Origin of the sequence: Chryseosolibacter histidinae, assembly GCF_018598225.1 — a bacterium.
GTDB lineage: Bacteria > Bacteroidota > Bacteroidia > Cytophagales > Cyclobacteriaceae > Chryseosolibacter > Chryseosolibacter histidini.
In genome coordinates this window covers 92,744-119,287 of the sequence record NZ_JAHESF010000008.1, presented here as the reverse complement: position 1 = coordinate 119,287, position 26,544 = coordinate 92,744, and the positions used below count along the sequence as shown (strand labels likewise).

25 protein-coding genes are annotated in these 26,544 nt (G+C 50.4%); 11 read left to right on the top strand and 14 right to left on the bottom strand.

Features of this window, described 5'->3' with window-relative positions; all coding sequences use genetic code 11:
• Window positions 1–6: 6 nt before the first annotated feature.
• The 10 genes from KK083_RS10255 to KK083_RS10210 all read right to left on the bottom strand — a co-directional run bounded on the left by KK083_RS10255 (window position 7) and on the right by KK083_RS10210 (window position 9,490).
• Window positions 7–1,242 (bottom strand): MFS transporter, encoded by a 1,236-nt coding sequence (locus KK083_RS10255; RefSeq protein WP_254163124.1) that lies wholly within the window; start codon window positions 1,240–1,242, stop codon window positions 7–9.
• 128 nt (window positions 1,243–1,370) lie between these two features.
• Window positions 1,371–2,219 (bottom strand): phytanoyl-CoA dioxygenase family protein, encoded by an 849-nt coding sequence (locus KK083_RS10250; protein WP_254163122.1) that lies wholly within the window; start codon window positions 2,217–2,219, stop codon window positions 1,371–1,373.
• A gap of 136 nt (window positions 2,220–2,355) precedes the next feature.
• The gene (locus KK083_RS10245; RefSeq protein WP_254163120.1) at window positions 2,356–3,330 is read right to left on the bottom strand and encodes a polyprenyl synthetase family protein; all 975 of its coding nucleotides are present in this window, start codon (window positions 3,328–3,330) and stop codon (window positions 2,356–2,358) included.
• Between the two features lie 5 nt (window positions 3,331–3,335).
• Complete coding sequence (gene rnr / locus KK083_RS10240) at window positions 3,336–5,516, bottom strand: ribonuclease R (protein WP_254163118.1); 2,181 nt, start codon at window positions 5,514–5,516, stop codon at window positions 3,336–3,338.
• A gap of 8 nt (window positions 5,517–5,524) precedes the next feature.
• Window positions 5,525–6,241 carry a 3'-5' exonuclease gene (locus tag KK083_RS10235; protein ID WP_254163116.1) on the bottom strand — a complete coding sequence of 239 codons (717 nt, stop codon included), beginning with the start codon at window positions 6,239–6,241 and terminating at the stop codon, window positions 5,525–5,527.
• Between the two features lie 103 nt (window positions 6,242–6,344).
• Window positions 6,345–6,749 carry a hypothetical protein gene (locus KK083_RS10230; protein WP_254163114.1) on the bottom strand — a complete coding sequence of 135 codons (405 nt, stop codon included), beginning with the start codon at window positions 6,747–6,749 and terminating at the stop codon, window positions 6,345–6,347.
• Window positions 6,746–7,459 carry a lipoyl(octanoyl) transferase LipB gene (gene lipB / locus KK083_RS10225; RefSeq protein ID WP_254163112.1) on the bottom strand — a complete coding sequence of 238 codons (714 nt, stop codon included), beginning with the start codon at window positions 7,457–7,459 and terminating at the stop codon, window positions 6,746–6,748. Before lipB ends, KK083_RS10230 begins: the two co-directional genes overlap by 4 nt.
• The gene (locus KK083_RS10220; RefSeq protein ID WP_254163110.1) at window positions 7,440–8,231 is read right to left on the bottom strand and encodes a hypothetical protein; all 792 of its coding nucleotides are present in this window, start codon (window positions 8,229–8,231) and stop codon (window positions 7,440–7,442) included. The genes lipB and KK083_RS10220 overlap by 20 nt, the downstream gene beginning before the upstream one ends.
• Before the next feature lie 18 nt (window positions 8,232–8,249).
• Window positions 8,250–8,426, bottom strand: a complete 177-nt coding sequence (locus KK083_RS10215; RefSeq protein ID WP_254163108.1) for a hypothetical protein — start codon at window positions 8,424–8,426, stop codon at window positions 8,250–8,252.
• A 56-nt stretch (window positions 8,427–8,482) separates the two neighbouring features.
• Complete coding sequence (locus KK083_RS10210; protein ID WP_254163106.1) at window positions 8,483–9,490, bottom strand: bifunctional phosphoglucose/phosphomannose isomerase; 1,008 nt, start codon at window positions 9,488–9,490, stop codon at window positions 8,483–8,485.
• Window positions 9,491–9,527: 37 nt separating this feature from the next.
• Between KK083_RS10210 and KK083_RS10205 the strand changes: the two genes are divergently transcribed.
• Entirely contained in the window at window positions 9,528–9,881 is a 354-nt protein-coding gene (locus tag KK083_RS10205) for a YraN family protein (RefSeq protein WP_254163104.1), read from the top strand.
• Between the two features lie 220 nt (window positions 9,882–10,101).
• Here KK083_RS10205 and KK083_RS10200 read toward each other — a convergent pair whose 3' ends face one another.
• Together KK083_RS10200 and htpG are read right to left on the bottom strand one after the other, a co-directional pair.
• On the bottom strand, window positions 10,102–10,929 hold the full coding sequence (locus tag KK083_RS10200; protein WP_254163102.1) for a toxin-antitoxin system YwqK family antitoxin: 828 nt from the start codon (window positions 10,927–10,929) through the stop codon (window positions 10,102–10,104).
• Between the two features lie 226 nt (window positions 10,930–11,155).
• A complete protein-coding gene (gene htpG, locus KK083_RS10195; RefSeq protein ID WP_254163100.1) occupies window positions 11,156–13,060 on the bottom strand; it encodes a molecular chaperone HtpG in 1,905 nt (634 codons plus the stop codon).
• 199 nt (window positions 13,061–13,259) lie between these two features.
• On the opposite strand from htpG, the gene KK083_RS10190 reads away from it, so the two are divergent.
• On the top strand, window positions 13,260–14,396 hold the full coding sequence (locus tag KK083_RS10190; protein ID WP_254163098.1) for a cytochrome-c peroxidase: 1,137 nt from the start codon (window positions 13,260–13,262) through the stop codon (window positions 14,394–14,396).
• Between the two features lie 3 nt (window positions 14,397–14,399).
• Window positions 14,400–15,056, top strand: a complete 657-nt coding sequence (locus KK083_RS10185; RefSeq protein ID WP_254163096.1) for a hypothetical protein — start codon at window positions 14,400–14,402, stop codon at window positions 15,054–15,056.
• A gap of 220 nt (window positions 15,057–15,276) precedes the next feature.
• Here KK083_RS10185 and KK083_RS10180 read toward each other — a convergent pair whose 3' ends face one another.
• Window positions 15,277–16,473, bottom strand: coding sequence for an acetyl-CoA C-acyltransferase (locus tag KK083_RS10180; protein WP_254163094.1), 1,197 nt, complete (start codon window positions 16,471–16,473; stop codon window positions 15,277–15,279).
• Between the two features lie 150 nt (window positions 16,474–16,623).
• Here KK083_RS10180 and KK083_RS10175 point away from each other — a divergent pair, with 150 nt between their 5' ends.
• From KK083_RS10175 to KK083_RS10150, 6 genes are all read left to right on the top strand, one after another.
• Complete coding sequence (locus KK083_RS10175; RefSeq protein ID WP_254163092.1) at window positions 16,624–17,088, top strand: DUF4293 domain-containing protein; 465 nt, start codon at window positions 16,624–16,626, stop codon at window positions 17,086–17,088.
• Between the two features lie 116 nt (window positions 17,089–17,204).
• Window positions 17,205–17,570, top strand: a complete 366-nt coding sequence (locus tag KK083_RS10170) for a four helix bundle protein (protein ID WP_254163090.1) — start codon at window positions 17,205–17,207, stop codon at window positions 17,568–17,570.
• A gap of 67 nt (window positions 17,571–17,637) precedes the next feature.
• The gene (truA, locus tag KK083_RS10165) at window positions 17,638–18,384 is read left to right on the top strand and encodes a tRNA pseudouridine(38-40) synthase TruA (protein ID WP_254163088.1); all 747 of its coding nucleotides are present in this window, start codon (window positions 17,638–17,640) and stop codon (window positions 18,382–18,384) included.
• A gap of 67 nt (window positions 18,385–18,451) precedes the next feature.
• Window positions 18,452–20,167, top strand: coding sequence for an ABC transporter ATP-binding protein (locus KK083_RS10160; protein WP_254163250.1), 1,716 nt, complete (start codon window positions 18,452–18,454; stop codon window positions 20,165–20,167).
• A gap of 173 nt (window positions 20,168–20,340) precedes the next feature.
• On the top strand, window positions 20,341–20,961 hold the full coding sequence (locus KK083_RS10155) for a hypothetical protein (protein WP_254163087.1): 621 nt from the start codon (window positions 20,341–20,343) through the stop codon (window positions 20,959–20,961).
• Between the two features lie 233 nt (window positions 20,962–21,194).
• Complete coding sequence (locus KK083_RS10150) at window positions 21,195–21,767, top strand: hypothetical protein (protein ID WP_254163085.1); 573 nt, start codon at window positions 21,195–21,197, stop codon at window positions 21,765–21,767.
• Window positions 21,768–21,943: 176 nt separating this feature from the next.
• On the opposite strand, the gene KK083_RS10145 is transcribed toward KK083_RS10150, so the two are convergent.
• A complete protein-coding gene (locus KK083_RS10145) occupies window positions 21,944–23,740 on the bottom strand; it encodes an ABC transporter ATP-binding protein (protein WP_254163083.1) in 1,797 nt (598 codons plus the stop codon).
• A 243-nt stretch (window positions 23,741–23,983) separates the two neighbouring features.
• Here KK083_RS10145 and KK083_RS10140 point away from each other — a divergent pair, with 243 nt between their 5' ends.
• A complete protein-coding gene (locus KK083_RS10140) occupies window positions 23,984–25,084 on the top strand; it encodes a Glu/Leu/Phe/Val dehydrogenase dimerization domain-containing protein (RefSeq protein WP_254163081.1) in 1,101 nt (366 codons plus the stop codon).
• A gap of 307 nt (window positions 25,085–25,391) precedes the next feature.
• A complete protein-coding gene (nusB, locus tag KK083_RS10135; RefSeq protein ID WP_254163080.1) occupies window positions 25,392–26,498 on the top strand; it encodes a transcription antitermination factor NusB in 1,107 nt (368 codons plus the stop codon).
• The last annotated feature ends 46 nt before the right edge of the window (window positions 26,499–26,544 follow it).

The window sequence follows — 26,544 nt, the reverse complement described above, 5'->3', positions numbered from 1 at the left end:
TGGGTTCTAGGTTTTTGAGGTTGAGGTTTTTCCGTTTTCGCGGAAGAACAGGAAGAACAGGATCAGCACAACGGCGGCGATACCGGCAGGAACAAGCCACACGTTGGTCCAGTTGGTGACAACCGGCTTGCCAACGGAATAAAGGTCCTTCACCTTGCCCGCGATCACCGAGCCTATGAACATACCAATGCCATACGTTGCAATGGAGATCAGACCCTGTGCCTGCGACTTGATCTTGTCGCCTGCTTTTAGATCGGTGTAGATCATTCCGGTAACGAAGAAGAAGTCGTAACACACGCCATGCAGCAGAATGGCTGCGTACAACATCCACGCGGAAGTATCGGCCGTTCCATAACCAAAAAAGAGGAAACGGATGATCCAGGCTATCAGGCCGATAATGAGGATCTTCTTCACGCCCAGTTTTCTGAAGGCAAGGGGAAGCAGCAGCATGAAGATCACTTCAGAGGCCTGCCCCAGCGACATCTTGTTCTCGATGTTAAAGCTGTTGGGATCGGCCGCAGGGAACGCCCTGATGTACCCATCCGTCAATGACGAGTTGGCCCATGCGTAATAGAATGACAGCGGAATGCAGATGAGAATAGACGAGAAAAAGAAAACGGTAAACGACCTGTCTTTAAAGAGCACAAACGCATCCTTGCCCACGATCTGCCCGAACGTAACAGGCCCCGTTGACAAGGGCGGTGTATTGGGCAGGGAAAATGCCAGGATGCCTAACAGCGCTGCCGCGATCATGGAGATTTGGAAGATGGTGACCTGATCGCCCACGCCCATAAAGCCAACAATGTTTACCACAACAATCCATGATATGGTACCAAAAACGCGGATGGCCGGAAACTCCTTTTCAGGATTGGTCATTTGCCGCATGGAGATGGAGCTGGTCAGCGCGATGGTAGGCGCAAACGTGAGACAGTAAAGAAGCATTACCACGATGAACACATCCGGATCCTGGATCTGTGTGAGGAAGAAGAGCAGCGCTGCGCCGGAAAGATTCAATATGCCCAGCACTTTCTGTGCGGCAAAGTATCGGTCGGCCAGCATGCCCACAAAGAACGGAGCGGCGATCATGGCAACGGAGAACGCAGCGTACGCAAAGCCCACCTGGTCGCCTGAAGCAGCGAGCTGGTTGGTCAGGTACTTGCCCATCTGTCCGTACCAGGCGCCCCAGACAAAAAATTGTAAAAACATCATGAGTGAGAGCTGAACACGGATCGGTAGTTTCATCGGTATAGGTTATATATTATTGGAGTAATATACAGGGATCGCATTTACAGGAAAAGTCCTCCCGTATAAAATTTGACCCTCCCTACGCAGTAGGGAGGGCGGGGTGGGTCAAGTCGGGTGGGTTGGACTCAATTGACTTGTTTTTCCCAACCGGTCTCCTTCAGCGCAGGATCATTTTCTTTTTTGAGGAAGTCTGCGTTGGAGAGCGACTCGGCTTCCCACTCCAGGATGGCTTCATCGGGTACAATATCAACGGGCACTTTCCATGCGGTGGAAGTCTCGTTGTAAGCAAGGTTGGATTGAGATGTGTAACATGAGATGACAGACCAGCGGGGCCGGTCAGAAAGATTGGCTTCCGAACGGTGCAGCAGATTGCTGTGAAAGATCAGCGCATCGCCAGGTTTGAGCTCACTATATACCAGGGGCATGGTCTTCAGCGCATTGTTCACCATCACCATGTCTGCACCCACCTGTTCTCCGGCAAATCCGTGGTTTACCCTGCCTAGCTTGTGCGAACCTTTGATCACCTGGAGGCAACCATTCTGTTTTGTTGCTTCCGTGAGCGCCACCATCACGCTGATGAGCTGGTCAGGGAACATGAACTGGTTCTTATACCAATAGCCGTAATCCTGGTGCCACTCCCAGGCGCCACCCACCCGTGGCTCTTTCTGCATAAGCTTGGAGTGAAAATGACAGACAGGTGAATCGCTGTCGAGCAGTGGTTTGATGACGCTGATCATCCTTCTGCTCCGGGTCATGTAGCCGAATACGTCGTTGCCGGGTGTGAACCACAACGAAAGTTTTGTCTTCTTGCCCGTCTGATCGTTGAGATCGAGGGCGTTCTTTTTCATGGCATCGTCTTCAAGGGCGGTGCGGTATAACTTGTCAACTTCAGCCTTGAGGAAAAAGCCCTCAAGAATCAGATAGCCATCGCGGTGGTAAGCAGCGATCTGCTGGGTGGTCAAAGACGAGATCATAATTTCCGGCTTGTTTTTATACGGAAATTACAAAAATTGCCCCACAGCTTTCTTCCTCTTTTCCGTCAAAATGCTATACTTTTTTACACCCTCCCTACGTAGTAGGGAGGGTGACGAGCGCAGCGAGTCGGGTGGGTTAAGATTGCCTTTCGATGAGCGCTTGTGTGAAATTCTTCAACAGGTCCTTCGCAGCTTCATTGCCACGCACACCCTCAAGGCTTTTGAATCCTTTCGTGAAAAAATGATCGATCTTTTTTTCGGCGCTTGCTGCAACGCCCAGCTGATCATAGATGGCTTTGACAGCATTTACTTTTTCCTGTTTCCTGAACTTTTGAGCAGCCAGCCAGCGCGTGAGCTCGGCTTTTGTTTTTCCTTTTGCTTTTTGAAGGGCCTGGATGAGCAGAAATGTTTTTTTATTGGCGATGATGTCGCCACCCACCTGCTTGCCGAATTTTTTCGGATCGGCATAGGCGTCGAGCACATCGTCTTTCAGCTGAAACCCGATGCCGATGTTGGTGCCGAACTCGCGCAAGGCCTTGCGGTCTTCTTCGCCAGCGCCAGCAAGAATGGCACCCAGCTCGAGGCTGAAACCGAGCAGCACTGCCGTTTTGAGCCTGATCATGTTAATATATTGCGCCTCAGTTACACGGCTGGTGGTTTCAAAATCCATATCCCACTGTTGCCCTTCGCATACTTCCGCCGCGCACTGATTAAAAGGACCGAGCACGGTCTTCAGGGTTTCGGGCTCCAGCTGCAGGAACATATCGTACACTTTCACGAGCATCACATCGCCCGAAAGGATGGCAGTGTTCACGTTCCATTTTTCGTGTACCGTGGGTTTGCCCCTCCGCAAGGGAGCTTTGTCCATGATGTCGTCATGCATGAGCGTGAAGTTGTGGAAGGCTTCAACGGCTACGGCTACGGGAACGGCCCGTCGCACATCATCTCTGAAAAGTGAATAAGAAAGCAGGGTGAGCATCGGCCTGAGGCGTTTGCCGCCCAGGTGCATCAGGTAACGGATAGGTTCATACAAGGAGGGCGGCTGTTTGCCGTACCGTTGTTTTTTTATTTCAAGCTCGATCCATTGCTGATAGTTCTTCAGTGGGGGCATGGGTTCTAATCTTCGTCAGGTTCCGGGGTGTCATTTTTCGCGAACACGAGGTCGATCAACCTCCTGTCGATATCGGTCTTCTTCACGCGCACCGTTATTTTGTCGCCCAGCGTGTAAACTTTTTTGGCTCTGCGGCCAACAATGCGGTATCGCTTCTCATCGAATTCATAGAAGTCGTCGTTCATGTCAGACATCCTGATCATACCTTCACACTTGGTGTCGATGATCTCCACATAAATGCCCCACTCGGTAACGCCGGAGATCAGCCCTTCATAAACTTTGTTCTCGGCATACGTCATGAACTCCACCTGCTTGTATTTGATGGATGCCCGCTCGGCATCGGCGGCGCGTTTCTCCCGTTCAGACGAGTGTACAGAGCGTTCTTCGTACTCGGTTTTGTTCGCGGGTTTACCGTCGTCCAGGTAATGTTGAAGCAGGCGGTGAACCATCATGTCGGGGTATCGCCTGATGGGTGACGTGAAGTGCGAGTAGTGATTGAAGGCAAGGCCGAAGTGTCCTTTGGCGTCGGTGGAGTATTTCGCTTTCGCCATGGTGCGGATGGCCAGCTGCTCCAGCACGTTCTGCTCGGGTTTGCCTTCGATCTCTTCCATGAGCTTGTTCAGCGAACGGCTGATGCTGGTCTCTTCCACATTCATTCTGTGGCCGAACTGTTTCGCGAACAGCGCAAAGTCTTTCACTTTATCAGGATCGGGGAAATCGTGGATCCGGTAAACGAAGGTATTCTTCTCTTTTCCTTTTTTGTAGTTGTACACAAAGGTGGCCACCTGCTTGTTGGCCAGCAGCATGAACTCTTCGATGAGCTTGTGCGCATCTTTTCTCACCTTGGGGATCACCGCCAGGGGTTTGCCTTTCGGGTCGAGCTTGAACTTCACCTCGGTGGTCTCGAAGTTCACGGCTCCTTTGGAGAACCTTTCCTTGCGCAGCTTTTTGGCAAGATCGTTCAGAATGATCAGCTCTTCCACGAAGGGACCTAAACCGGTTTCGATCACCTGCTGTGCTTCTTCGTAGGTGAACCGTTTGTCGGAGTGGATGATGGTGCGTCCGAACCACTCGTCGTATATCTTTCCTCTTTCGTCCATTTCGAACACGGCGGCGAACGTGAGCTTGTCTTCGTTCGGCCTGAGTGAGCAGAGCTCGTTAGACAATTTTTCAGGCAGCATGGGAATGGTGCGGTCTACGAGGTAAACCGATGTGGCGCGGTCATACGCTTCCCGCTCCAGCGCAGAGTTGGGCTGCACGTAGTGAGTGACATCGGCAATGTGTACGCCGATCTCATAGTGTCCATTGTCAAGCCTGCGGAATGACAGGGCATCGTCAAAATCCTTGGCATCTTCGGGGTCAATGGTGAAGGTGCTGACGTCTCTGAAGTCCCGGCGTTTTTTGATCTCTTCGCGGGTGATGCCTTCTTCGATCTTCTGCGACTCGCGTTCAACGGTTTCCGGGAAACGGAAGGGCAGGTCGAACTCGGCCATGATGGAGTGGATCTCGGCTTCGTTCTCGCCGGCTTTGCCCAGGATCTCCACCACCTTGGCTTCGGGCTTGCGGTCATCTTCAGCCCAGGAGATCACTTCAACGATCACCTTGTCACCGGTCTTCGCGTTGTTGATATGCTCCGGGTAGATGAAAAAGTCCTGGTGGATCTTGCGCGAGTCGGCCACCACGAAGGCGTAGTTTTTCGAGACCTCGATCTTGCCTACGAAACGAGTTCTGTTGCGCTTGACGATCTCTGTCACTTTACCTTCAGGATGCTCGCCGTGACGCGTGGCGAAGATGGCAACTTTTACAGTGTCGCCATCTACGGCAGAGCCGAGGTCGCCCGACTTGATGAATATATCTTCTTCGCTGCCGATGTTCACATAGGCAAAGCGCGAGCTCACATGGTCAACCACGCCGGTATGTTCTTCGGCTGCGCGGGTGCTCACATAATAGCCATTGCTGAGCTGTTTGATCTTTTCTTTTTCGAGCAGGTCGTCTATAAAACTTCCTGCCTTTTTGATATCTTCTTTTTTCTTGATACCGGTCTTCTTAATGATGTGCTTCAGGCTCAGACCGCGGCCTGCGGTTTCTTCTAATAAAGCCAGGATAGCCGAGCGGAGTTTTCCAGCCTGGTCTTTGGTTTTTTTCTTTTTGCTTTTCGAGCGTTGTTCTTTTTTCTTTTTGCTCATACGGTAGGTTAAGCGGTTACAATATGGGTGTCGGCAATGAGCGGGTAACCTTTTAGTTTCAAAAATAATTGTGCCAGTACAACAACATCGCCACGGCAGTATTCGCTGATCCTGTCAAGGCCCTGCTCTTGGTGATAGACGTGGTTTACCTGACTTCCGTCGATGTTGTTCTTGCTGGAGGGGATGTCGAAAATAGCAGCCAGCAGGTCGAGCGAAGTGTAGTTCTTGTGGTCGCCAAACTTCCAGAGCTCGAGCGTATCGAGGTGCTGCACTTCCCACGCTTTTTTTCCGGAGAGGTTCAGCACCGGAGGCAAGGGAATGCCGTTGATGAGCATTCTCCTGCAGAGGTACGGATAATCGAACTCTTTTCCGTTGTGGGCACAGAAGCGTAGTGTGGAAGAATCCATTTTTTCGAGCATGGATTTGAATGTTGTCAGCAACGCCTTTTCGTCGTGCCCGGCATAAATTTTCGTTTTTAGTCCGAGCTCGCCCGATTCATGGTCGAAGAATTTTCCAACAGCAATGCAGATCACTTTGCCGAACTCTGCATAGATGCCTGCTCTCTCGTGAAAGAGCGCTTCATCCGTCTGGCCGGAGTCCCGTTTGAAGAATCCTGCTTTGCGTGCCCACTGCGTTTTGATCCTTTCAGTAAGCGTTCCGTAATCAGGCGTGGAGGCTACAGTTTCAATGTCTACAAAAAGTATATCGCGAAGTTCCTGGATCATCTCTCAATTCAAGAGTTAAAGTACGGATTTGTAAGGCCACATGCCAGCGCCACTAAAGAATTACGTTCGAGACGGGTGGCATCTTTTGAACAAACGTGTGAGTTCATGAATGGAGCACGCCCTCCATTTCAAGCTCCTTGATGAACGAAATGTTCTCTTCGCAGATCGTATCCGGAACAAAGACAAAACGTTTGTCGAAGATCTGACTGCCGATGTAATAGCTCACCCAGTATTCATTGTTAAGGTGGAACACTGCCGGGTCTATGGGCTCGATCAACGCGATGCTGTTGGCGGGCACAGTTTCAAGAAAATGCCTGAGAATAGAAGTCCTTTGTTGCTCGCCGTCTTTCTCCCCGTATCCCTTGCTGGAGACCAGCGTGTTTTCAATGGGGTGGTCGTTGTTGTTGATCAGGTACACCTTCCACTCGTCGCTCTCACCGATATTCTTTTTCCGGGCTACGGCTAGCGTCACATTCTTAACTTCCGGTATTTCGATGTCTTTGATCATATCAGCGCCATTCCAAATAGTTCTGCAATTTTTTGTTTCAGGATGATCTTCACTGCTTCCAGGTCCTGTTTCTGGCCCAGCTCTTTTTCCAACGACGTTACAGCCTTGTCGTTAATGCCGCAGGGAACAATGTAGTCGAAATATCGCAGGTCTGTGTTGATATTAAAAGCGAAACCGTGCATGGTTACCCACCGGCTGGTCTTCACACCCAACGCGCAGATCTTGCGTGCTTTTTTCTCGTCACCGGCATCGATCCAGACGCCGGTAAGGCCTGCAATACGACCGGCATCCACACCGTACTCCCGCAACGTGAGGATCACTGCTTCTTCGAGCAGCCGCAGGTACTTGTGAATGTCCGTGAAGAAATTCTCCAGGTCGATCACGGGGTATCCAACGATCTGCCCAGGGCCGTGATACGTGATATCGCCACCGCGGTTGATGTGATAATAAGACGCCTGAATGGTGTGCAGGTCATCTTTCTGAACGAGCAGGTTGTTCTCATCGCCACTTTTCCCAAGCGTGAACACATGCGGATGCTCGCAGAACAACAGGTAATTATCGGTAGCTTTTTCCTGCCCGGGTGAATTCCGGTTGTATGTTTTTACGGCCAGGATCTTGTCGAAGAGTGCCGCCTGGTAATCCCACCCGGCTTTATAATCGATAGGTCCGAGGTCTATAAAATTCGTTTCTTTATTCAGCACCTGATTCATCCCAATCAAATTTACGCACGGTCTCCTCCAGCGTGATGTAGGTCACGTTGATGTTCACGATCTTGTCGTACGTGACCACGAACAGATCGCCCGGCATGGCATAATAACGTTCATCCTCATAACGCTTCAGGTACCCGACATTGGGTTGGCCAAGGTCGAGGTCGTCTTTCAGGTTCCTTCGGTATACGTTCCTGAGGTAGATCCGGTCCAGGCCATTATCCTTCGACAGGTAGAAATCTTCCAGCGTTCCGCAGTAGATGATATCGCCTTCGCTTGAATTTACCACCACATCGATCTGGATCATGAAGATGGATTCAGGTGCGGTCTTTCTGCCAGGGTAAAGGATCTCGCCGCTGAACAGGTAATGCCATTCGTTGCCCAGTCGCAGGAACCTGAAACGCAGGTCGAGCTTATATTTTCTGACAGCCTCGCGAACCATCACACCCAGCGCAATAGCCACCAGGTTGATCACGATCATGTAGGCCATGAACGCCACCAGGTTCTGTTCTACCAACCTGAAATCGACATCCCCGTTGCCGTTGATCAGCTGATAAACAATATCAAGCCTGATGTGATACGACGTGAGCAGCACGATCAGCTCGATGCCCAGCAGCTGCAGAAAGAAGGCCGGCACCAGCGCCCAAAAGATCTCTTCTACGGCCGATACTTTGAAGGTAAGCTTGGCATACGTGCCCTGGAGATACGAAAAACGGAACAGAAGCCCGGGAGAGATGAGAATAAACAGGAGGAGAGAACCGAAGACCAGACTCATCGGGACCGGAAATGCACTTTACTTGTAAATGGCGGTTGCACGCGTGAGCGTCAGCCTTTTGCCGTCAACGACGATGGTCCTTCCTTCAACGTCATCGGGGTTGCGCCTTTCAGACTGGATGGCGATCATCAGTTTTTTGGACAACTCCCGATCGGCCAGTATCCTGCGCGCCAGTTCACTCATCGGAGCTTTCATAGGCTACAATTTTGTTTTCTTCTTAAAGTTACAACGAAAGAGACCAAAAACAAGTTCTACTTGACCTTCTCGAGCTCTGATTTCAGGTACTGGATAGATTCCACAGGGTCTGGTTCCACGCCGTTCTCTTTGGCGAGGTAGTACGAGATCCAATCGGTGAGGTGTATCAGGTAATAGTACTGCTCGAGCAGGGATGCACCTTCGCCGATCACGTCGATGATGGGGTTAGACCGCTTTTCAAAGATATCGCGGCAGATCTCCATGCGTTTTTCAACCCGTTCGTGGTCGTGGTCGGAGTACAGGTAGATGACCTGCAGCATCGGCATCAGGTTTTCAGGGAATCGCCAGCCCACCAGCTCGTTGTGGTTCATCTCGGGGAACGTGTTCACGTGGGCGATCTGTTTGGCGTTCTCGTTCAGCTGCTGCTGAAAACGCAGCGCCATGGCAAACAACCGGTTATCGCAGTAGATCACGGGCAGCTTTCCCTTCAGTTTTTTGGCGATGAGCTCCGCTTCAGACTGGATGCCCTTTTCACCACGGTCGAGGTATTCGATGGCGTTTTCCGTTTCCTTGATAAAGGCGGCGCCGATCAGGTTGGTATGGTACAGCAACGACATGAGGGCTACCATGTTGTAACCCAGCATGGCCCGTGGACTTTCAGAGCCTGCGGGAAGCTGGATATAGAACAGGTTATACTCGCGGGCGATGTCGAGGATCTTGCCGCCCGAGGCGATCACGATGCATTGGGCACGTTTGAGCAGGGCCTTGTTCAGCGCGGCGATGGTCTCTTCGGTGTTCCCGCTGTACGAGCTGGCTACAAAAAGCGTATGCGGGCTCACAAACTGGGGGATGTTGTAACTTTTGCAGACGGTGATGGGGAAAGGTATTCTTCCGAAGGTGAGCGATTCAACCAGGTTGGCGCCGATGCCCGAGCCACCCATGCCGGCGATCACAACGTTGCGGATGTCGCTGCCAGGTCGCACCAGGTCGAGCGATTGACCTATCTTTAACGCATCCGCCAGTTGCCGGGTAAACCCCTCGATATATTTTTTGGTCGTTGACATAAATTGTAAATTCAATTTCAAAGGTAATCACTTTTGCATGAGCGATACAATTGAAACCGGCAGCAAAGGCGAGAATATGGCCGCAGAATATCTCCTGAAGAAGGGATTCGACATCGTTGCCCGCAACTACCGGCATAAACATGCCGAGATCGACCTGATCGTGAAGCGCGATGACTGGCTCCTGTTCGTGGAGGTGAAAACACGAAGCTCAGCCCACTACGGCGAACCCGAAGACTTCGTGGACGATCTCAAGGTACGCAAGATGTACGAAGCAGCCGGAGAATTCATCTTCAGCACCGATTGGCAGGGCCATGTGCGGTTTGACATCATTTCTATAAAGCTGGGAGTGGAAGTGGAGATAGTCCACTTCGAAGACGCCATCTTTTACTAGGTACGAGCTGTTAGCTTTGCGCTGTGAGGAGGTCCATAGTCAATAGTCCATAGACCATGGCCCTGTAGTGCAATTTGAAATAGTAAACTCCGATTGTGATGTTTTATTCCTCGCTGCCATGGACCATCGACGATGGGCTATGGACCTTTTAAATCGACAGCCAGACAGTGAATTTCAGTCCAAACGTTGTCAACTGCCCATTGTCTACTGCCTACTGATTTCAGTTTGCCATCTTATTATTCCTATAGATCTCCTTGCCTTTGTCGTTCCATTCGGCCCTGATGAAGGGTTTGGCGTCGCTTTCGAATGGCTTTTTAGGGTAGGCGATGATCTTCTTGCGCCTTTTGTTGGGGTAGTACTCCGTCCAGTCGCCGATGCGTTGGTCCCACTGGTATTCGCCTGACACTGCCATCTGGCCATTTTCATAGAAGCGGTAGTAGTAGCCTTCCTTTTCACCGTACTCTATCGGCGTGATCTCCTTCATCTTTTTGCGTTCAGACGGATCGTAATAGCTTACCAGCGATTCTTTGGGCCAGCCCCTGAAGTATTTTTCCTTGTTGGTGAGCACGCTGTCGCGCGAGTAGCTGAGCCAGCGGCCATGTTTAGTGCCCTTGTAATAAATGCCTTCCTGCAGCACCACGTTGCCCTGGGTTTTTTTGTACGGCCCATGCAGCAGCACGCCGTATTTGCTATCGAAAGATTGCGGGCTGGTGACCCTGATCTCTTTGGTCCTGAAGTCGAACCAGTACAGGTCGCGCACAAACGTCTGAGGCATTTCGGGTTTTTTCAGGAAAAAGAAGATCTCGTAGGTAACACGGTCGCCATAACCCTTCCGGGTGAATCCCTTCTTGGTTTTGATGCCGTAGAAAACTTTCTTCTTGGGTTTCTTTTTTTTCTTTTCCGGGGCTTCTTCTTTTTCTTCGAAGTCGAGCACCACGGGCGTGTCAATGGTAAAACGTTCGTCCTGTTGCTCCTCGCCCTGCTCCTGGGCCAGCAGGTGACCCGACCAGACGATCATACCAGCCAGAAAAACTAATTTGAGACGCATAAAAATCCTTCGATGATTCTCCAGAACGAAAATAAATAAAAAAAAGTATAGCCCGCAGGGTTCACGTAAATGCAGGTCCACGCAAAGGAATGCAGGTTCACGCAAAGACCGCCAAGAAGCGCCAAGGCCGCAAAGCTTAGTAGTTAGTGCGAAACGTTACTGCCGCTGGTTCTGGTAGACTGCTTCACAACTTTGCGATTTCTTTGCGTGAACGGTATTCCGTCGTTTACGACACCAGGTCTACGCTGCGTTTGATAAAGTTAGTAAGATCTTGCCCGGTGAGCATGTTCTGCGACAGCAGTGCCAGGTCATAGGCCTGTTTTGCCAGCCTGCTCTTCTGATCTTCATCAGCAGCGCTCAGGATCTTCTGGATGATCGGGTGGTTGCCGTTGATGGAGACGTTGTAAGCGTCAGGCATGTTGCCCATGAATCCATAAGCTCCGCCGCCACCTACTTTTGCCATATCTTTCATCCGGCGCATAAATTCGCTCATGGTGATGAACACCGGCAGGTCTTGCGGCGCCATCGCTTCGATGGAAACGGTCATGCTCTTGTTGTTGATGGCCTTTTCGAAGATAGACTTAACCGCCTGCTCGTCATCCTTGCTCAGCACACTTTCAACCTTCTCGTCCTTTACAATGAGCTTATCTGCTGTGTCGCTGTCAACCCGTTTGAACTGAGTCTTTTCGAGCTTCTGCTCCAGCGTGTTGATGAAATGACTGTCCAGCACACCGTCGAAGAGCAGCACATCATAACTTTTATTTTTAGCGGCCTCGATAAACGCATGCTGCTTGCCTTTGTCCGAGGCGTAGAGATACGTCAGGTTCTCATCCTTGTCGGTCTGGGTGGGTTTTACCTTCTCCTTGTATTCTTCGAAGGTGAAGTGCTGATCGTCTACGTTCCTGAACATCGCAAACTCTTTGGCGCGGTCGTAGAACTTCTCGTCGCTGATCATTCCGTACTTCACGAAGATGCTGATGTCGTTCCACTTCTTCTCGAAGTCTTTGCGGTCTTTTTTGAAAAGCTCCTGCAGCTTGTCGCCTACCTTTTTGGTGATGTGCTGGCTGATCTTTTTCACGTTGGCGTCTGATTGCAGATAACTGCGCGAAACGTTCAGCGGAATGTCAGGAGAATCGAGCACGCCGTGCAGCAGCATGAGGAAATCGGGCACAACATCCTTCACTTCGTCGGTAATGAACACCTGGCGTGAGTAAAGCTGGATCTTGTTCTTATTTACTTCGAAGTCGTTCTTCACTTTCGGGAAGTACAGCACGCCTGTCAAAGTGAAAGGATAGTCCACATTCAGGTGGATCCAGAACAGCGGATCTTCCGAAAAAGGATACAGCTCTTTATAGAATTTGAGGTAATCTTCGTCCTTGAGCTCGTTCGGCGATTTGGTCCAGAGCGGCTCGGGGTTGTTGATGATCCGGTCTTTCTTTTCGGTCTTGAATTTCGGCTTGCCTTCGGCGTCGGTACCATCTTCTACACTTTCGTCTTTTGTTCCGAACTTGATCGGTACCGGCAGGAACTTGCAGTATTTCTCCAGAATACCTTTGATGCGCCACTCGTCCAGAAATTCTTCTGACTCCTGGTTGATATAGAGGATCACGTCTGTGCCACGCGCGGCTTTGGAGGCGGCTGACAATGAAAATTCTGTTGAGCCGTCGCATTCCCAGCGGGCGGCTTCATGTTCTGCCGCTTTGAACGAGCGGGAGATGATCTCTACTTTATCGGCAACCATGAACGAGGAATAGAAGCCCAGTCCAAACTTGCCGATGATATCTTTTCCGTCTGCCTTGTCTTTGAATTTTTCAACAAATTCGGCAGCGCCGGAGAAAGCGATCTGGTTGATGTATTTTTTTACCTCGTCGGCGGTCATGCCGATACCCTTGTCGCTGACGGTGATGGTTTTTTTGTCTTTATCGAAACTCACCTCGATGGTCAGGTCGCCCAGCTCGCCGTTGAACTCGCCCAGGGAAGCCAGCTTTTTGAGCTTCTGTGTGGCATCAACCGCATTGGAGACCAGCTCCCGCAAAAAGATCTCGTGATCGGAATAGAGGAACTTCTTGATGATGGGAAATATGTTCTCGGTGTGGATGGAAATGGTGCCTTTTTCGAGTGTTTCTGCCATAGTTGTCCGGTTTTTTTGATAATAATTCGCCACGGCCGGGTTTCAAATAATATTCCAACAGCAAAAAAATGACAGGTTGACAGATTCTCTCTCCTCCTTTCTTATCGTATCTTTAAAAAACCAACGGTCGCTTCACAACGGTTCCAGCGATTGGAGTGTCTAAAACCTTGAACAGGTCCTAAACCAAGAACCCTCGGATATGAAAATCAGACTTCTTACCCTCCTTTCCGCAGCTGCGCTTGTCATTTTGTGCTATGCCTGCGCCACAGACGATTCACAGCTCAAGACCACTGCTTATCTCGACCTCCCGGAAACTCCTTACACGTACAAGGCCAGCACAAACAATCATATCGCTACACTGGGGCGTGTGCTTTTTTATGACCGGCAGCTGTCGGTGAACAACTCCATGTCATGCAACACCTGTCACAAACAGTCTTTGGCTTTCGCCGATAATGCTGCCTTCAGCAAGGGATTTGAGAACGTGCTTACCAGCCGCAACGCCATGCCTATTCAGAATCTCCAGTCCAATATCTTTACCATCGGTGGCGGGATCATGGAGGGCGATATTTCGCTGCCCAAGATCAACGATAACTCCTTTATAGGTGGTCAGTCCGTTCTGTTCTGGGACGGCCGCGAGAACAACCTGCGCTCCATGGTATTGAAGCCTGTGGTAAACCATGTGGAGATGGGCATTCGTGACATGAACAAGCTCTCACAAAAGTTATCTGACATTCCATACTATAAAGACCTCTTTCAGAAAGCCTATGGAAGTGAAGAGGTCACCACAGAAAAAATCGCAGAAGCGCTCACTAGTTTTCTGATCAACATCACAGCCACCGATACTAAGCTGGACCGGCTTATCAAGGGTAAGGACCGACTTTCAGCACTGGAGCTACAGGGGCAAAACCTGTTTCAAAGTGTTTATGACTGCAATGCCTGTCACCAGGTTCAGAGCACGCATGGGTATGTGTTTGCCGGAACATTTTCAAACATCGGGCTGGATGCCCAATACGCCGACCCGGGCCTTGAAAATGTAACGAGGCGTGCCGCCGATGCCGGTAAGTTCAGGATCCCTTCACTGCGGAATGTTGCGCTCACGGCACCCTACATGCACGATGGAAGATTTGCAACGCTGGATGAGGTGATCAACCACTACAGCCACGGCATAGAGGACCATCCCAACCTCGATCCGCGCCTACGCCAGCAAAATGGTCAGCCGATGCAGATGAATATTCCGGACCAGGATAAAAAAGCTATTATCGCGTTCCTGCATACCCTGACCGACCATGAGATGATCAACGATGTCAGGTTCTCCAATCCATTTAAAGCGCACTAAAGAATGCTCAAAAAGACCTTCGTTAGTTTACTGTTTATCGGTTTTGTTGTTTCTGCTTCCGCCCAGGATACCATTCCAAAGAACTACCACTACGTTGGCGTTCAGATCAACCAGCTGATCAGGCAGATCCTGAATTTCAGCAGCACTTCTACCGCTGTCAACAACCCTTACCTCATCACCTATGCCGTCAACTCCCGAGTCACCGGGTGGGGTGCTAATTTCGGACTGGGCTACACCTACAACGAGTTTAACGATGGCGATGTATTCGTGGAGCGTAACACCAAGATCAACGACTTGTTCTTCAGGGTTGGTTTTGAAAAGAAATCCACCTTCGGAAAGCGATGGATCCTGAGCTCGGGTATCGATGCTGTGATAGACCTGCAGAACAACACCACCAAAACGGTACAGGGAAATGACCCCAATACCACCGTTGAAACCAAGAACAAGAACAACGGCTGGGGCCTGGGTCCACGGGCTTCCTTGAATTATGCTGCCACTGACAGGATCTGGGTGGGCACGGAGATCACGTATTATTTTAAGTCGTTAAAGAATACCATTGAAACTGATTCCAGGAACGGCGTGGATGACAAGACCACTGATAAGACCAAACGGTTTCAATTCGCGGTTCCGGCGGTGATATTTATGGTTCTGAGGTTTTAGATGATCGGTTGCCGGTTGCCAGTTTCCGGTTGCCGGCGTGCGGAGAGACTACCGCGTATGCATTTCAAATCAGCGATAAAGCCGAAGCCATGATGCCTCGGTCCTTTTGATCCTAATCTCGTGTCTCATATCTCACATCTCAAGTCTGTCCTCGACTTGAAACCAAGAAGTATAGTTGCACCCATCCTAAACCGGTAACTGGCAACCGGCAACTGGCAACTTAAAGCCCCTCGTAAATCACCGCCGCTCCCTGTCCCACACCGATGCACATCGTAGCAAGACCAAACTTCACTTTTCGTCTCTTCATTTCATGCAGCAGGGTGGTACTGATGCGTACACCACTGCAGCCGAGTGGATGGCCGATGGCAATAGCGCCGCCGTTGACATTGACAATGGCAGGATCGATGCCCAGATCGCGTATGCAGGCCAGCGACTGCGAAGCGAAGGCTTCATTCAGCTCGGCGAGTCCGATGTCGTTTATTTTAAGACCGGCGCGCTTCAGTACTTTTTGTGTGGCGGGAACGGGGCCAACACCCATGTATGCAGGGTCGACACCAGCAATGGCCACGGACACAACCCTGGCGATAGGCTTTACATTCAGGCGCTTCACCACTTCTTCACTGACGATGAGCGCGGCAGCGGCACCGTCGTTGATGCCCGATGAGTTGCCCGCTGTTACACTTCCACCTTCCTTGAAAGCAGGTTTTAGTGTGGCGAGCTTGTCGGGCGATGTAGCCCTGGGCTGCTCATCTTTGCCGAATGCAATGGGGTCGCCTTTTGACTGGGGCACACTGACAGCAACAATTTCATCGCTGAATCTGCCCTGCTCAAAGGCCTGCTGATATTTTACCTGCGACTGAAACGCAAACTGGTCCTGCTGCTCGCGGCTCACCTTCCATTTTTCCGCCACGTTTTCCGCGGTTTCACCCATGGAATAAGGGTGATACAATTTCGACAGCTTGGAGTTGATGAACCGCCAGCCCAGTGTGGTGTCGTACAGCTCTGTCTTGCGTGAAAAAGCATCTTCGGCTTTGCCCATCACAAAGGGTGCGCGGCTCATGCTCTCCACACCGCCTGCGATGTAAACGTCGCCTTCGCCGCACATTACTGCCCGCGAAGCATCCATGATAGCCTGCAGTCCGGAGGCGCATAACCGGTTCACCGTAACGCCACCCACTTCCACGGGCAGCCCGGCCAGCAGCAGTGCCATGCGGGCCACGTTACGGTTGTCTTCTCCCGCCTGATTGGCAGCGCCGAAAACCACATCTTCAACAGTGTTAGGATCGATGGCCGGATTCCGCTCCATTAATTTTTTGATCACGTGGGCCGCGAGGTCATCGGGCCGTACCGTGGCCAGTGTGCCGCCGTATTTGCCGATGGGTGTTCGCAGGAGATCGAGTATGTATGCTGGTTTCATGTTCGGAAAATTACTACCTGATTTGACCGTTGACCGCGAATTAACGGATAAATGCTTCAACCTATCTCCAAATCGTTTACTTTTGCCAACCTTAAACTTTGAACCTCAAACTTTAAACTTCAAGGAGCAGCAAGTTAAACCAACACCAACATGTGGCAAAGAATTCAAACCGTATTTCTGGCCGTGGCTGTTATCAGCTTAGTGGTCACCATTTTTCTTCCGATCTGGGTTTACCAGGATGCTTCAGGTCAATCGCATCAGCTGTATGCGCTGCACTACACCATTGTACAGAATGGTGAGCGTACCACGCAGTATTTTCCTTATGCGCTTACAGCGATCCTGGCCATTGCATCCATAACACTTGCCGTGATCAGCATCAGGAGCTTTAAGAACAGGTTGCTGCAGATGAAGCTCGGAGCCCTGAACTCGTTGTTCATGGCAGGCACCATTGCTTCTGCTGTTATCTTCTCCAACCAGTTTATTAAAAACTTCCAGGGAGGCCAGTACGGATTGGGTCTCTGGCTTCCTGGCATTGCCGTGATCTGCAATTTGTTGGCGAACCGATTTATTCGGAGGGATGAGAAGTTGGTGAGGGACTCAGACAGATTGCGTTAAAGGCAAGGAGCCAGAAGTCAGGAGCCAGGAGTCAGGAGGAGGTGTGAGGTCGACGATTGGGTTGAGGATTGGATGGGAGCATAAAATTAGTTTTCAACACTTAACCTATAATATTTATGAGACCCTCTAAAAGTTTTAAAGATTTAATTGTGTGGCAGAAAGCCCATCAGTTTGTACTTGGTGTTTATAAGTATACGCGGCGATTTCCGAAGGAAGAGAAGTATGGCCTTACGGCGCAGTTCAGGGATGCGGCAGTATCGGTTGCTGCAAACATTACGGAAGGTTACGCTAAAAGGTCAAAGCTGGACAAGATCCGTCTTATGAACATCGCACAAGGCTCCCTGGAGGAATGCAAGTACTATGTGATTCTCTCAAAGGACTTGGAATACGGCGAAAATCGCACCCTCGAAGACCTCTCCGAAGAAGTGAGCCGCCTCCTAAGCGCCTACATCAGATCCATCGAGGACAATATTCGGAATTGAAACATAACACTTGACCCTACACTAACCCTTCTGACTCCTGACTCCTGGCTCCTGACTTCTAGCACCTATGAGGTACTTCTTCGAAATAGCCTACAACGGCAAAAACTACAACGGCTGGCAATCGCAGAATAATGCTACTGGCGTTCAAGCTGTAGTAGAGCATGCTATGAGCAAACTTTTGCAGGTGGAGGTGAAGATCGTGGGGAGTGGCCGTACTGACACTGGGGTGCATTGTGAGCAGCAATTTTTTCATACCGATATCGATCAAGAGCTGAACAGCGATCAGCTGCTGCTGAAGCTCAATTCATTTTTACCACGTGATATTGCCATCCGTTCGATCCGCCGGGTGAAAGAAACCGCCAGCGCACGGTACGACGCCGTGGAGCGCACTTACCGGTATGAGATCACCCGAAAAAAAAATCCTTTTCTGGAAGGACTGGCCTGGCATTTTTTTAAAGAAACAGATGTTCAAACCATGAACCGGGCGGCTGCGTTATTATTGGGCGAGCATGATTTTGAATGCTTCAGCAAAGTGAAAACCGACGTAAATCATTTTCTTTGCGAGGTTAAGCGGGCGGAATGGAAGGAGGAAGGCGACCGGTTGATCTTTTATATCACCGCCAACCGCTTCCTTCGTGGCATGGTGCGCGCTGTTGTAGGCACATTGCTCGATGTTGGTACCGGGAAGATCTCCGTGCGGGATTTTCAGGCCATCATTCAAAGTAAAGACAGAAAAAAAGCCGGGGCCAACGTACCGGCGCAGGGTTTGTATCTCATGAAGGTGAAATATCCTTCAAACGTATTTTTAAAGTAACTTTTTTGTGGACAAGGAACAGGTAAGCAGTGGTAATATCATCGATTGGTCGGTGCTGAGAAGGCTGATGAGGTTTGTGACCCCGTACCGCGGCAGATTTTATTTGCTGATCTTCCTCACCCTCTCCCTGGGCATTCTCTCGCCGCTCCGGCCCTTGTTGGTACAATGGACCCTCGATGGCGATGTGGCCGAAGGAGATTACAAAGGTATGGTATGGATGATGGTGGTGCTGCTGATCCTGCTGGTGTTGCAATCAGTGGTGCAGTATGCCCATACTTACATTTCAGGGTGGATGGGCCAGCAGGTGATCCGCGATATCCGCACAAAGTTATACCAGCACCTGGTCAATCTTCGCCTGCGCTTCTTCGATAAAACACCCATTGGCAGGCTGGTGACCCGTACCATCTCTGATGTGGAAACACTCTCCGACGTCTTCAGCGAAGGGCTCGCCGCCATGATCAGCGACCTGCTTCAGCTCATCTTCATCCTGGCGCTCATGTTCTATACAGACTGGCGCATGTCGCTGCTTAGCATGTCTACCATTCCGCTGCTGCTCATCAGCACGTACATCTTCAAAGAAAAGATCAAGGTTGCCTTCAACGACGTTCGCAATGCCGTGGCCAACCTCAACACCTTTGTGCAGGAGCACATCACCGGTATGAACATCGTGCAGATCTTTGGCAGCGAGAAGCGTGAATTTGAAAAGTTCACAGCTATCAACGAAGAGCACAAGCAGGCCAACCTCAGGTCAGTACTTTATTATTCGGTTTACTTTCCTGTGGCGGAGATCATCGCGGCAGCGGGCATCGGGTTGCTCGTGTGGTATGGCGCCAAGGGCATTATCCATTATGAAGATACCGGCATCACCATCGGCAAGCTCATTGCGTTCATCATGTACATCAACATGTTCTTCCGGCCCATACGCATGATCGCCGATCGTTACAACACATTGCAGATGGGTATTGTGAGCTCCTCGCGAATCCTCAACCTGCTCGACAATACCGAGCATGTGCAGCAGCAGGGAACATTGAAGCCTGCGCATATCCGAGGTGACGTTGATTTCCAGAATGTGTGGTTTGCCTATAACGAAGAGGAGTATGTGCTGAAAGATGTCAACCTCCACATCAGGCAGGGCGAGACTGCAGCGCTGGTGGGTGCTACAGGTGCGGGTAAGTCGTCGATCATTAATTTACTCAACCGCTTCTACGAGATCAACAAGGGCTCCATCAAAGTAGATGGTATCGACATCCATGAATATGAGCTCGGCACCTTGCGCAGAAATATCGGGGTGGTGCTGCAGGATGTGTTTCTCTTCTCCGATACCATCATGAATAATATTACGCTGGGCAATCCTGATGTTACCGAAGAAATGGTGTGGCATGCGGCAGACCTGGTGGGCGCCCGCAAATTTATTGAAAGGTTGCCTGGTGGCTTGTCATACAATGTGATGGAACGTGGCTCGACTCTTTCTGTGGGGCAGCGCCAGCTGATCTCCTTCATCCGGGCCATGGTGTACGATCCGCGCATCCTTGTGCTCGATGAGGCTACTTCTTCGGTAGACAGCGAAACGGAGGAAATGATCCAGACCGCCATCGGTAAAATGATGCAGGGAAGAACCGCGATCGTGATCGCACACAGGCTCTCAACCATCCAGAAAGCCGATAAGATCATAGTGCTCGACCACGGCCAGGTCAAGGAAATTGGCACGCACGACGACCTCCTGCTGAAGGAGGGATTCTATGCCCAACTCCACAAAATGCAGTATAAAGAGTTTGTCGGATAGATACTCCGCTTAAAAGCGCCTGGGTATCAGTTTGCTAAATGGCAAAACGCTTATATTTGCCACCAATGCGCTTTTTAAAAACGGCTATACTGCTTTCCATTTGCCTTCTTCTCGTTTGTGAATGCGCTATGGCACAGCGGGCGAAGCGGAACAATCGCCGTCATTACAAATCGTTGAAAGTAAAATCTTCGACGAAGAAGATCGATTGCCCTGTTTTTGAAAGCAGTGGATATCCCTACAGTGGATTGGGTTTTAAGCTTGGCGACCCTTTTGCGCTCACCTATAAGTTCTATCCCAACAAACATTTTTCATTTGCTGCCGATATCGGGAAGGGATCCAGCGGACTTTATAACCGCTATTTCCGCGAGAAATTTGCCATGTACACGGCGGAGGCCGACACCCTTTCGCCCGACGCATCGGTGAAGTATTCTTCTCACCAGGTGCGGGCCGACTTCATTGGCGAATTGAAAGTGCTTTACCACGTGGAGGCTTACAAGGTATCGCCAGGGCTTCAGTTCTACCTCGGCGCGGGTTGGGAGTGGAAGAGCACATCACTCAAGTATGGGTATTTCTATAACCGCACGTCTACCGACGGAAGCATTAATATCAACGAGTTCCGTTCGTTTTCCCGCAATCGCACTACCATGGGTCCGCAGGTAGTAGCGGGCATCGAGTACGCCTATTTCCAGATCCCCATCTCCGCTTTTATGGAAGTGGAATATTTCACCGACATCCAGGCCGATCCAGGGTGGAGGAGGTTTGAGGGGGGTGTTGGTCTTAGATTTATCTTTTGAAACCGTTGCCAGTTACCAGTTGCCAGTCCCCAGTTCAGTGAAGGGTACTTTTGCATTTGTGTTTCAGTTAAGTAATAGCAAGATTCGGAGCTTTTCATTAATGCTTTACACCTACCTAACCGGTAACAGGCAACTGGCAACCAGCAACATTGCTCGTTAGCCGGGTACTTCGCCACTCCACAGAAACGGGGTACAAAAATTTTCCCCCCACTCGTTTACTCCAAAACATGATTATGAAAAAAGTGGCGAGCATCGTATTCCTTTCACTACTCTTCATCACGGCCCATGCACAAGACAGGGGTATTGGACTCAGGCTTGGAAACCCAATGGGCATTACATACAAGAAGTACCTGCCGAAGAACAAGGCTGTTGAGCTGGGCGTCGGCACAGGTTACACTTCGTGGTATCATAACTACTACGAGAACTCCTTCCACGATTTCGACAGGTATGAAGGATTCGATTATGTCTCTCACACGGTAAGGACACCGTTGTACCTGCAGGCGCGTTATCAGCTGCACAACGATATCTACATCGAAGGATTGATCGGTAAGCTCGAATGGTATTGGGGCATTGGCGCGCTGATGAAAGTAGCCAACGTCGACTACCGCTACCGCGATAACGGTGTGCTCATCACAGACCGCCGCACCGATTTTGATTTTGGTCCCGAAGGTATGCTCGGCATGGAATACACCTTCGAAGATATCCCCCTCACCATCTTCGGCGAATTCAGCTTAGTGATCGAGTTCGCTGACAGGCCCGGAGCGCTTCGTGGATATAGTGGTGTAGGCGCCCGTTACAATTTTTGACCAGGATTAAACCAGGATTAAAGGATTTACAGGATCAGCAGGATTTAAAACCCCAACACGCCATTCGTAAAAAATGGATCGTTGACCCTACTCCTATCCTTCTGACTCCTGGCTCCTAACTCCTGACTTCTTTTCGCCCCTCCTTACTACTTACTCCTTACTTCTTACTCCTTTTTTTATTCCTGGCTCCTCACTTCTTCTTTCTCCAACATCTGCTTCTCATAAAGATCCCGATAACTGCTCTCCCTTGAAAGCAACTCTTCGTGGGTTCCGGCTTCGGTGATCTTTCCGTCAGTAAGCACAACGATCTTTTGCGCCAGCTTGGCCGATGACACGCGGTGCGAGATGATGATGGTGGTGCGGCCTGACATGATGCGTTTAAGGCTGTTCAGGATGTTGTTCTCGGTTTTGGTATCGACCGCGGAGAGCGCGTCGTCAAGCATGAGTATTTTCGGTTCGCGCACTACGGCCCGTGCAATGGAAACACGTTGTTTTTGTCCACCCGAAAGCGTGATACCTCTTTCGCCCACGCGGGTGTTGAAGCCTTGCGGAAACGCGATGATGTTCTCATATACATCGGCATCTTTGGCGGCCTGAAAGATCTTGTTCTCGTCAGGCGATTTGATGCCGAAGCCGATGTTGTTGAAGATCGTATCGCTGAACAGGAAAACATCCTGCGGCACATAACCGATCTGGCTCCGGAGGCTGGTGAGGTTATAGTGGGTAATGGGAATATCGTCGATGAGGATCTCGCCTTCGCGCACATCGTAGAGTCGTGACACCAGGTTCGAAATGGTGCTTTTGCCTGAACCGGTGGTGCCGATGATGGCCAACGATTCACCCGGGTTCACGGTAAAAGAAATATTCCTCAGTGCCTTGATGCCGGTATCAGGATAAATGAAGCTCACGTTGCGGAATTCGATCTTGCCGCTGATCTCCCGCACAAGCTCCTTTTCTGAGACGATGTTGGTTTTTGTTTTCAGGAACTCGTTGATGCGCTTCTGCGATGCTTCCGCCCGCTGAACAAGACTGCTGGTCCAGCCCAGCGATGTCACGGGCCAGGTAAGCATGTTCACATAAATAATGAATTCGGCGATGTTGCCGAGCGTGAGGTTGCCGTTGATCACTTCCGTGCTGCCGGCGTAAACTGTGAGAATGGTGCTCAGCCCGATCAGTCCCATGATAAGGGGAAAGAACAACGACTGCACTTTGGTAAGCTTCATGGACTGCTTCTTGTAACGGTCGCTCTCTTGCTCGAATTTGGCAATGGACTCATGCTCGCGGTTGAAAGACTTGAGCACGCGGATGCCGCTGAATGCCTCCTGTACAAAAGTTGAAAGCTTCGACTGGCTTTTCTGGATCTCTTCTGACCGCCGCTCCATTTTGTTGTTCACCAGAAAGATGCTGAGCGAGAGCAGGGGAAGCGGGCTTAGCGCATACCAGGTGAGCTTGGCATTGATGGCGAACATAAAGGGGATGAGCATCATGAAGAGTGTGATCAGCGTGAGCCCGTACATGATGGCGGGCCCGAGGTACATGCGCACGCGGCTTACGTCTTCGGAGATGCGGTTCATCAGGTCGCCGGTGTTGTTTCGCCGGTAGAAGCTGAGCGGGAGCGTCTGGTAGTGCTCGAATACTTCATTCTTGAGGTCGAACTCGATCAGCCTCGACATCACGATCAGTGTTTGCCGCACAAAATACAGGAACACACCGCGCAACAGGGCCATGAGCAGGATGAGGCCGGCGTACAGAAGGATGCCGAATGCGAAGACCTTGAAGAAGCTGTTTTGCAGATCGAGACCTTTGAACACCTGGTAAGTGCGGAAGTTGTCAACCACCAGGTCGATGGCGTAACGCACCAGCTGTGCGGGGATGATCTGAAAGATGTTGGAGATGATCACGAAGATCGTTCCGAGAATTAGATGCCACTTGTATTTGAGCAGATACTTGTTGAGGTAGCGCAGTTCTTTCATCTTTCTTTTATCAATGTAAATCGGCTTCCGGTGTCATTTCAGCGCGGGCATGAAGTGCGAAAAATACACCTGATGTTTTTGCTTTCATGTGCACAAAATTTTGCCAACCCCAATTAAAACGAAATATACTTTCAAAGGTTCATGCAAACGTTTGAAAGTACCTAATTTTGCCGTGTTCCTTGAATGGAAAGCCGGCTTTTCTGGGGCGGCTAAACTACAAAATCAAACGTAAATCACATTCGGATGGAAGTTAAAGAAGTAGAAAAAGTAAAGGAGAGCGGCATCTTCGGCACGCTTGCCAGGCTGGGTCATGAACAAGTGGTCTTCTGCCATGATGAGGCCACGGGACTGAAAGCTATCATCGCCATTCACAACACGGTGCTAGGACCGGCCCTGGGTGGTACACGCATGTGGAGCTACGCTACGGAGCAGGAAGCGCTCACCGATGTGCTGCGCCTGTCACGCGGCATGACATTCAAAGCTGCTATCAGCGGCATCAACCTTGGTGGAGGAAAAGCCGTGATCATCGGCGACGCCAAAACCATGAAGACCGAGGCCTTCCTCAGAAGGTTCGGCAAATTTGTGAACAGCCTCAACGGAAAATACATTACCGCGGAAGACGTGAACATGAAAACGTCTGACATGGAATACATCAACATGGAGACGCGCTACGTCACCGGCCTTCCTGAATCCATGGGTGGCGGCGGAGACCCGTCACCGGTAACAGCTTACGGCGTATACCTCGGCATGAAAGCAACCGCTAAAAAAGTGTTTGGTACTGACAGCCTGGCCGGAAAGCGTGTAGCCGTGCAGGGAGTAGGCCAGGTAGGCATGCACCTGGTAGAGCACCTGGTGAAGGAAGAAGCCAAAGTGTGGATCACTGACCTGTTCGAAGACAAGGTGAAGGCCGTGGCCGCCCAGTATGGGGTAAAAGCTGTTGGCCAGGACGAGATCTATGACCTCGATGTTGATATCTACGCTCCCTGCGCACTGGGTGCCACGGTCAACGATGACACTATCCCCAGGCTGAAATGCAGCATTATTGCCGGTGCAGCCAACAATCAGCTGAAAGACGAGCTGAAGCATGGTTATATGCTTATGGATCGCAGCATCACCTACGCCCCTGACTTTCTTATCAATGCCGGCGGACTGATCAACGTCTACAACGAGTACCTGGGCAACTATAGCCGCAACCGCGTGTTTACGCAGGCTGAAAAGATCTACAATACCTGCCTCAGCATTCTCACGCTGGCAGACCAGGAAAAGATCTCCAGCCAGGAAGCTGCCATCAAGCTCGCGGAAAAAAGGATCGCGGATATTGGCCTGGTGAAAGTCAGGCACTAGAGTTTTGTTGCCAGTTGCCAGTTACCGGTTACCGGTTCGTTCGATGTTGAAAATATCTTTTGGGCAATGCACCTTGGAATTTGAAACGGACACCATGTACGCCAGGGTACTTCCTGACCGGCTACCCGGCAACTGGCAACCGGTAACTGACTTGAAACTTTAAACTTTCTAACCTGAAACTAATTAACATCCTGTTAGGTAAAAACCTGGCAGGATGTTTATTTTTGTGGCCGATAATCAATTATTCGTATCAATTTTCCGTTAGTTCTTTAACATGCTGAACAGAAGGAGTCTCAGAATAAAGGTCATGCAAAGTCTTTTCGCTTTGCAGCAGTGTAAGGAAGCCAGCTACGAGTTGTCGCTGGAGAACATTGCCGAGGCGTTTGCACCCGACCTCAATTCCATGGAGGTGCAGGACAAAGCTTTGCTTACCCAGCAGAAGAAAGAAGCGGTGAAAACCTTCGAAGAAGCATTTGCCGCAGCCGAAACAAAAGTTAACCACGAAGACGCGCGCATTAAAAAAGCGGTGAACACTGCCTTCCAGTTCTACGGGGTGCAGGTAAAAAAAGACACCGACTTTTTCCGCAAGAACCTTATTGCCGAAGTAGAGAAGATCTACGACCATTACATTGGCGCGCTTAGCCTCATTGTTGTATTTGCCGATCTGGCCGAAGCCGACAAAAAAGTAAGCCATAAGAACTTCCTGGCAAATTCATGGATCAAGGCCCTGCGCAGCAGCGAGCTCCTGAAAAAGGAAGCGTTGAAGCTCGACCGCCACTGGCAGAACAAGACAGACCAGGTGAGGCTCTGGTTCCGCGACGTTGTGCGCCAGGACAATGAATACCTCGATTACCTCGACAGGAAGAGCCCATCGGTGGAAGACCAGCGCAAGTTCATCAGCCATATTTTTAAGAAGGTCGTATTCGGCAAAACCGTGATCAACGATTTTTATGAGGAGGAAGTGCTTCGCTGGACCGAAGACAAGGAGATCGTAAAGGCGCTGGTGGAGAAGACCATCAAGTCGTACGACCCCGAAAGCGGGCAGCCGATCGCCCTGCACACGTTGTCGCTCAACTGGGATGAGGACAAAGACTTTATCGAAACCTTATTTAATACCGCTACCGATCTCAGCGACAAGCATAAGGAGCTTATTGCCAACAATACCCGCAACTGGGAAGTGGAGCGGTTGCCGCTGACCGACCGTATCATCCTTGAAATGGCCATCTCCGAGCTTATCAGCTTCCCCAATATCCCCGTAAAGGTCACTATTAACGAATATATCGAGCTGGCCAAAAATTACAGCACACCAAAGAGCCGGCAGTTCATCAACGGCATTTTAGACGTAATTGCCAAGGAATTGAAGGATTCCGGCGACATCAAGAAAAGCGGAAGAGGGCTGATCGATAATAAATAAGGCGCTTTCATTGCTCCGGATTTGTTAAAAAATGTTAAAATTTTGA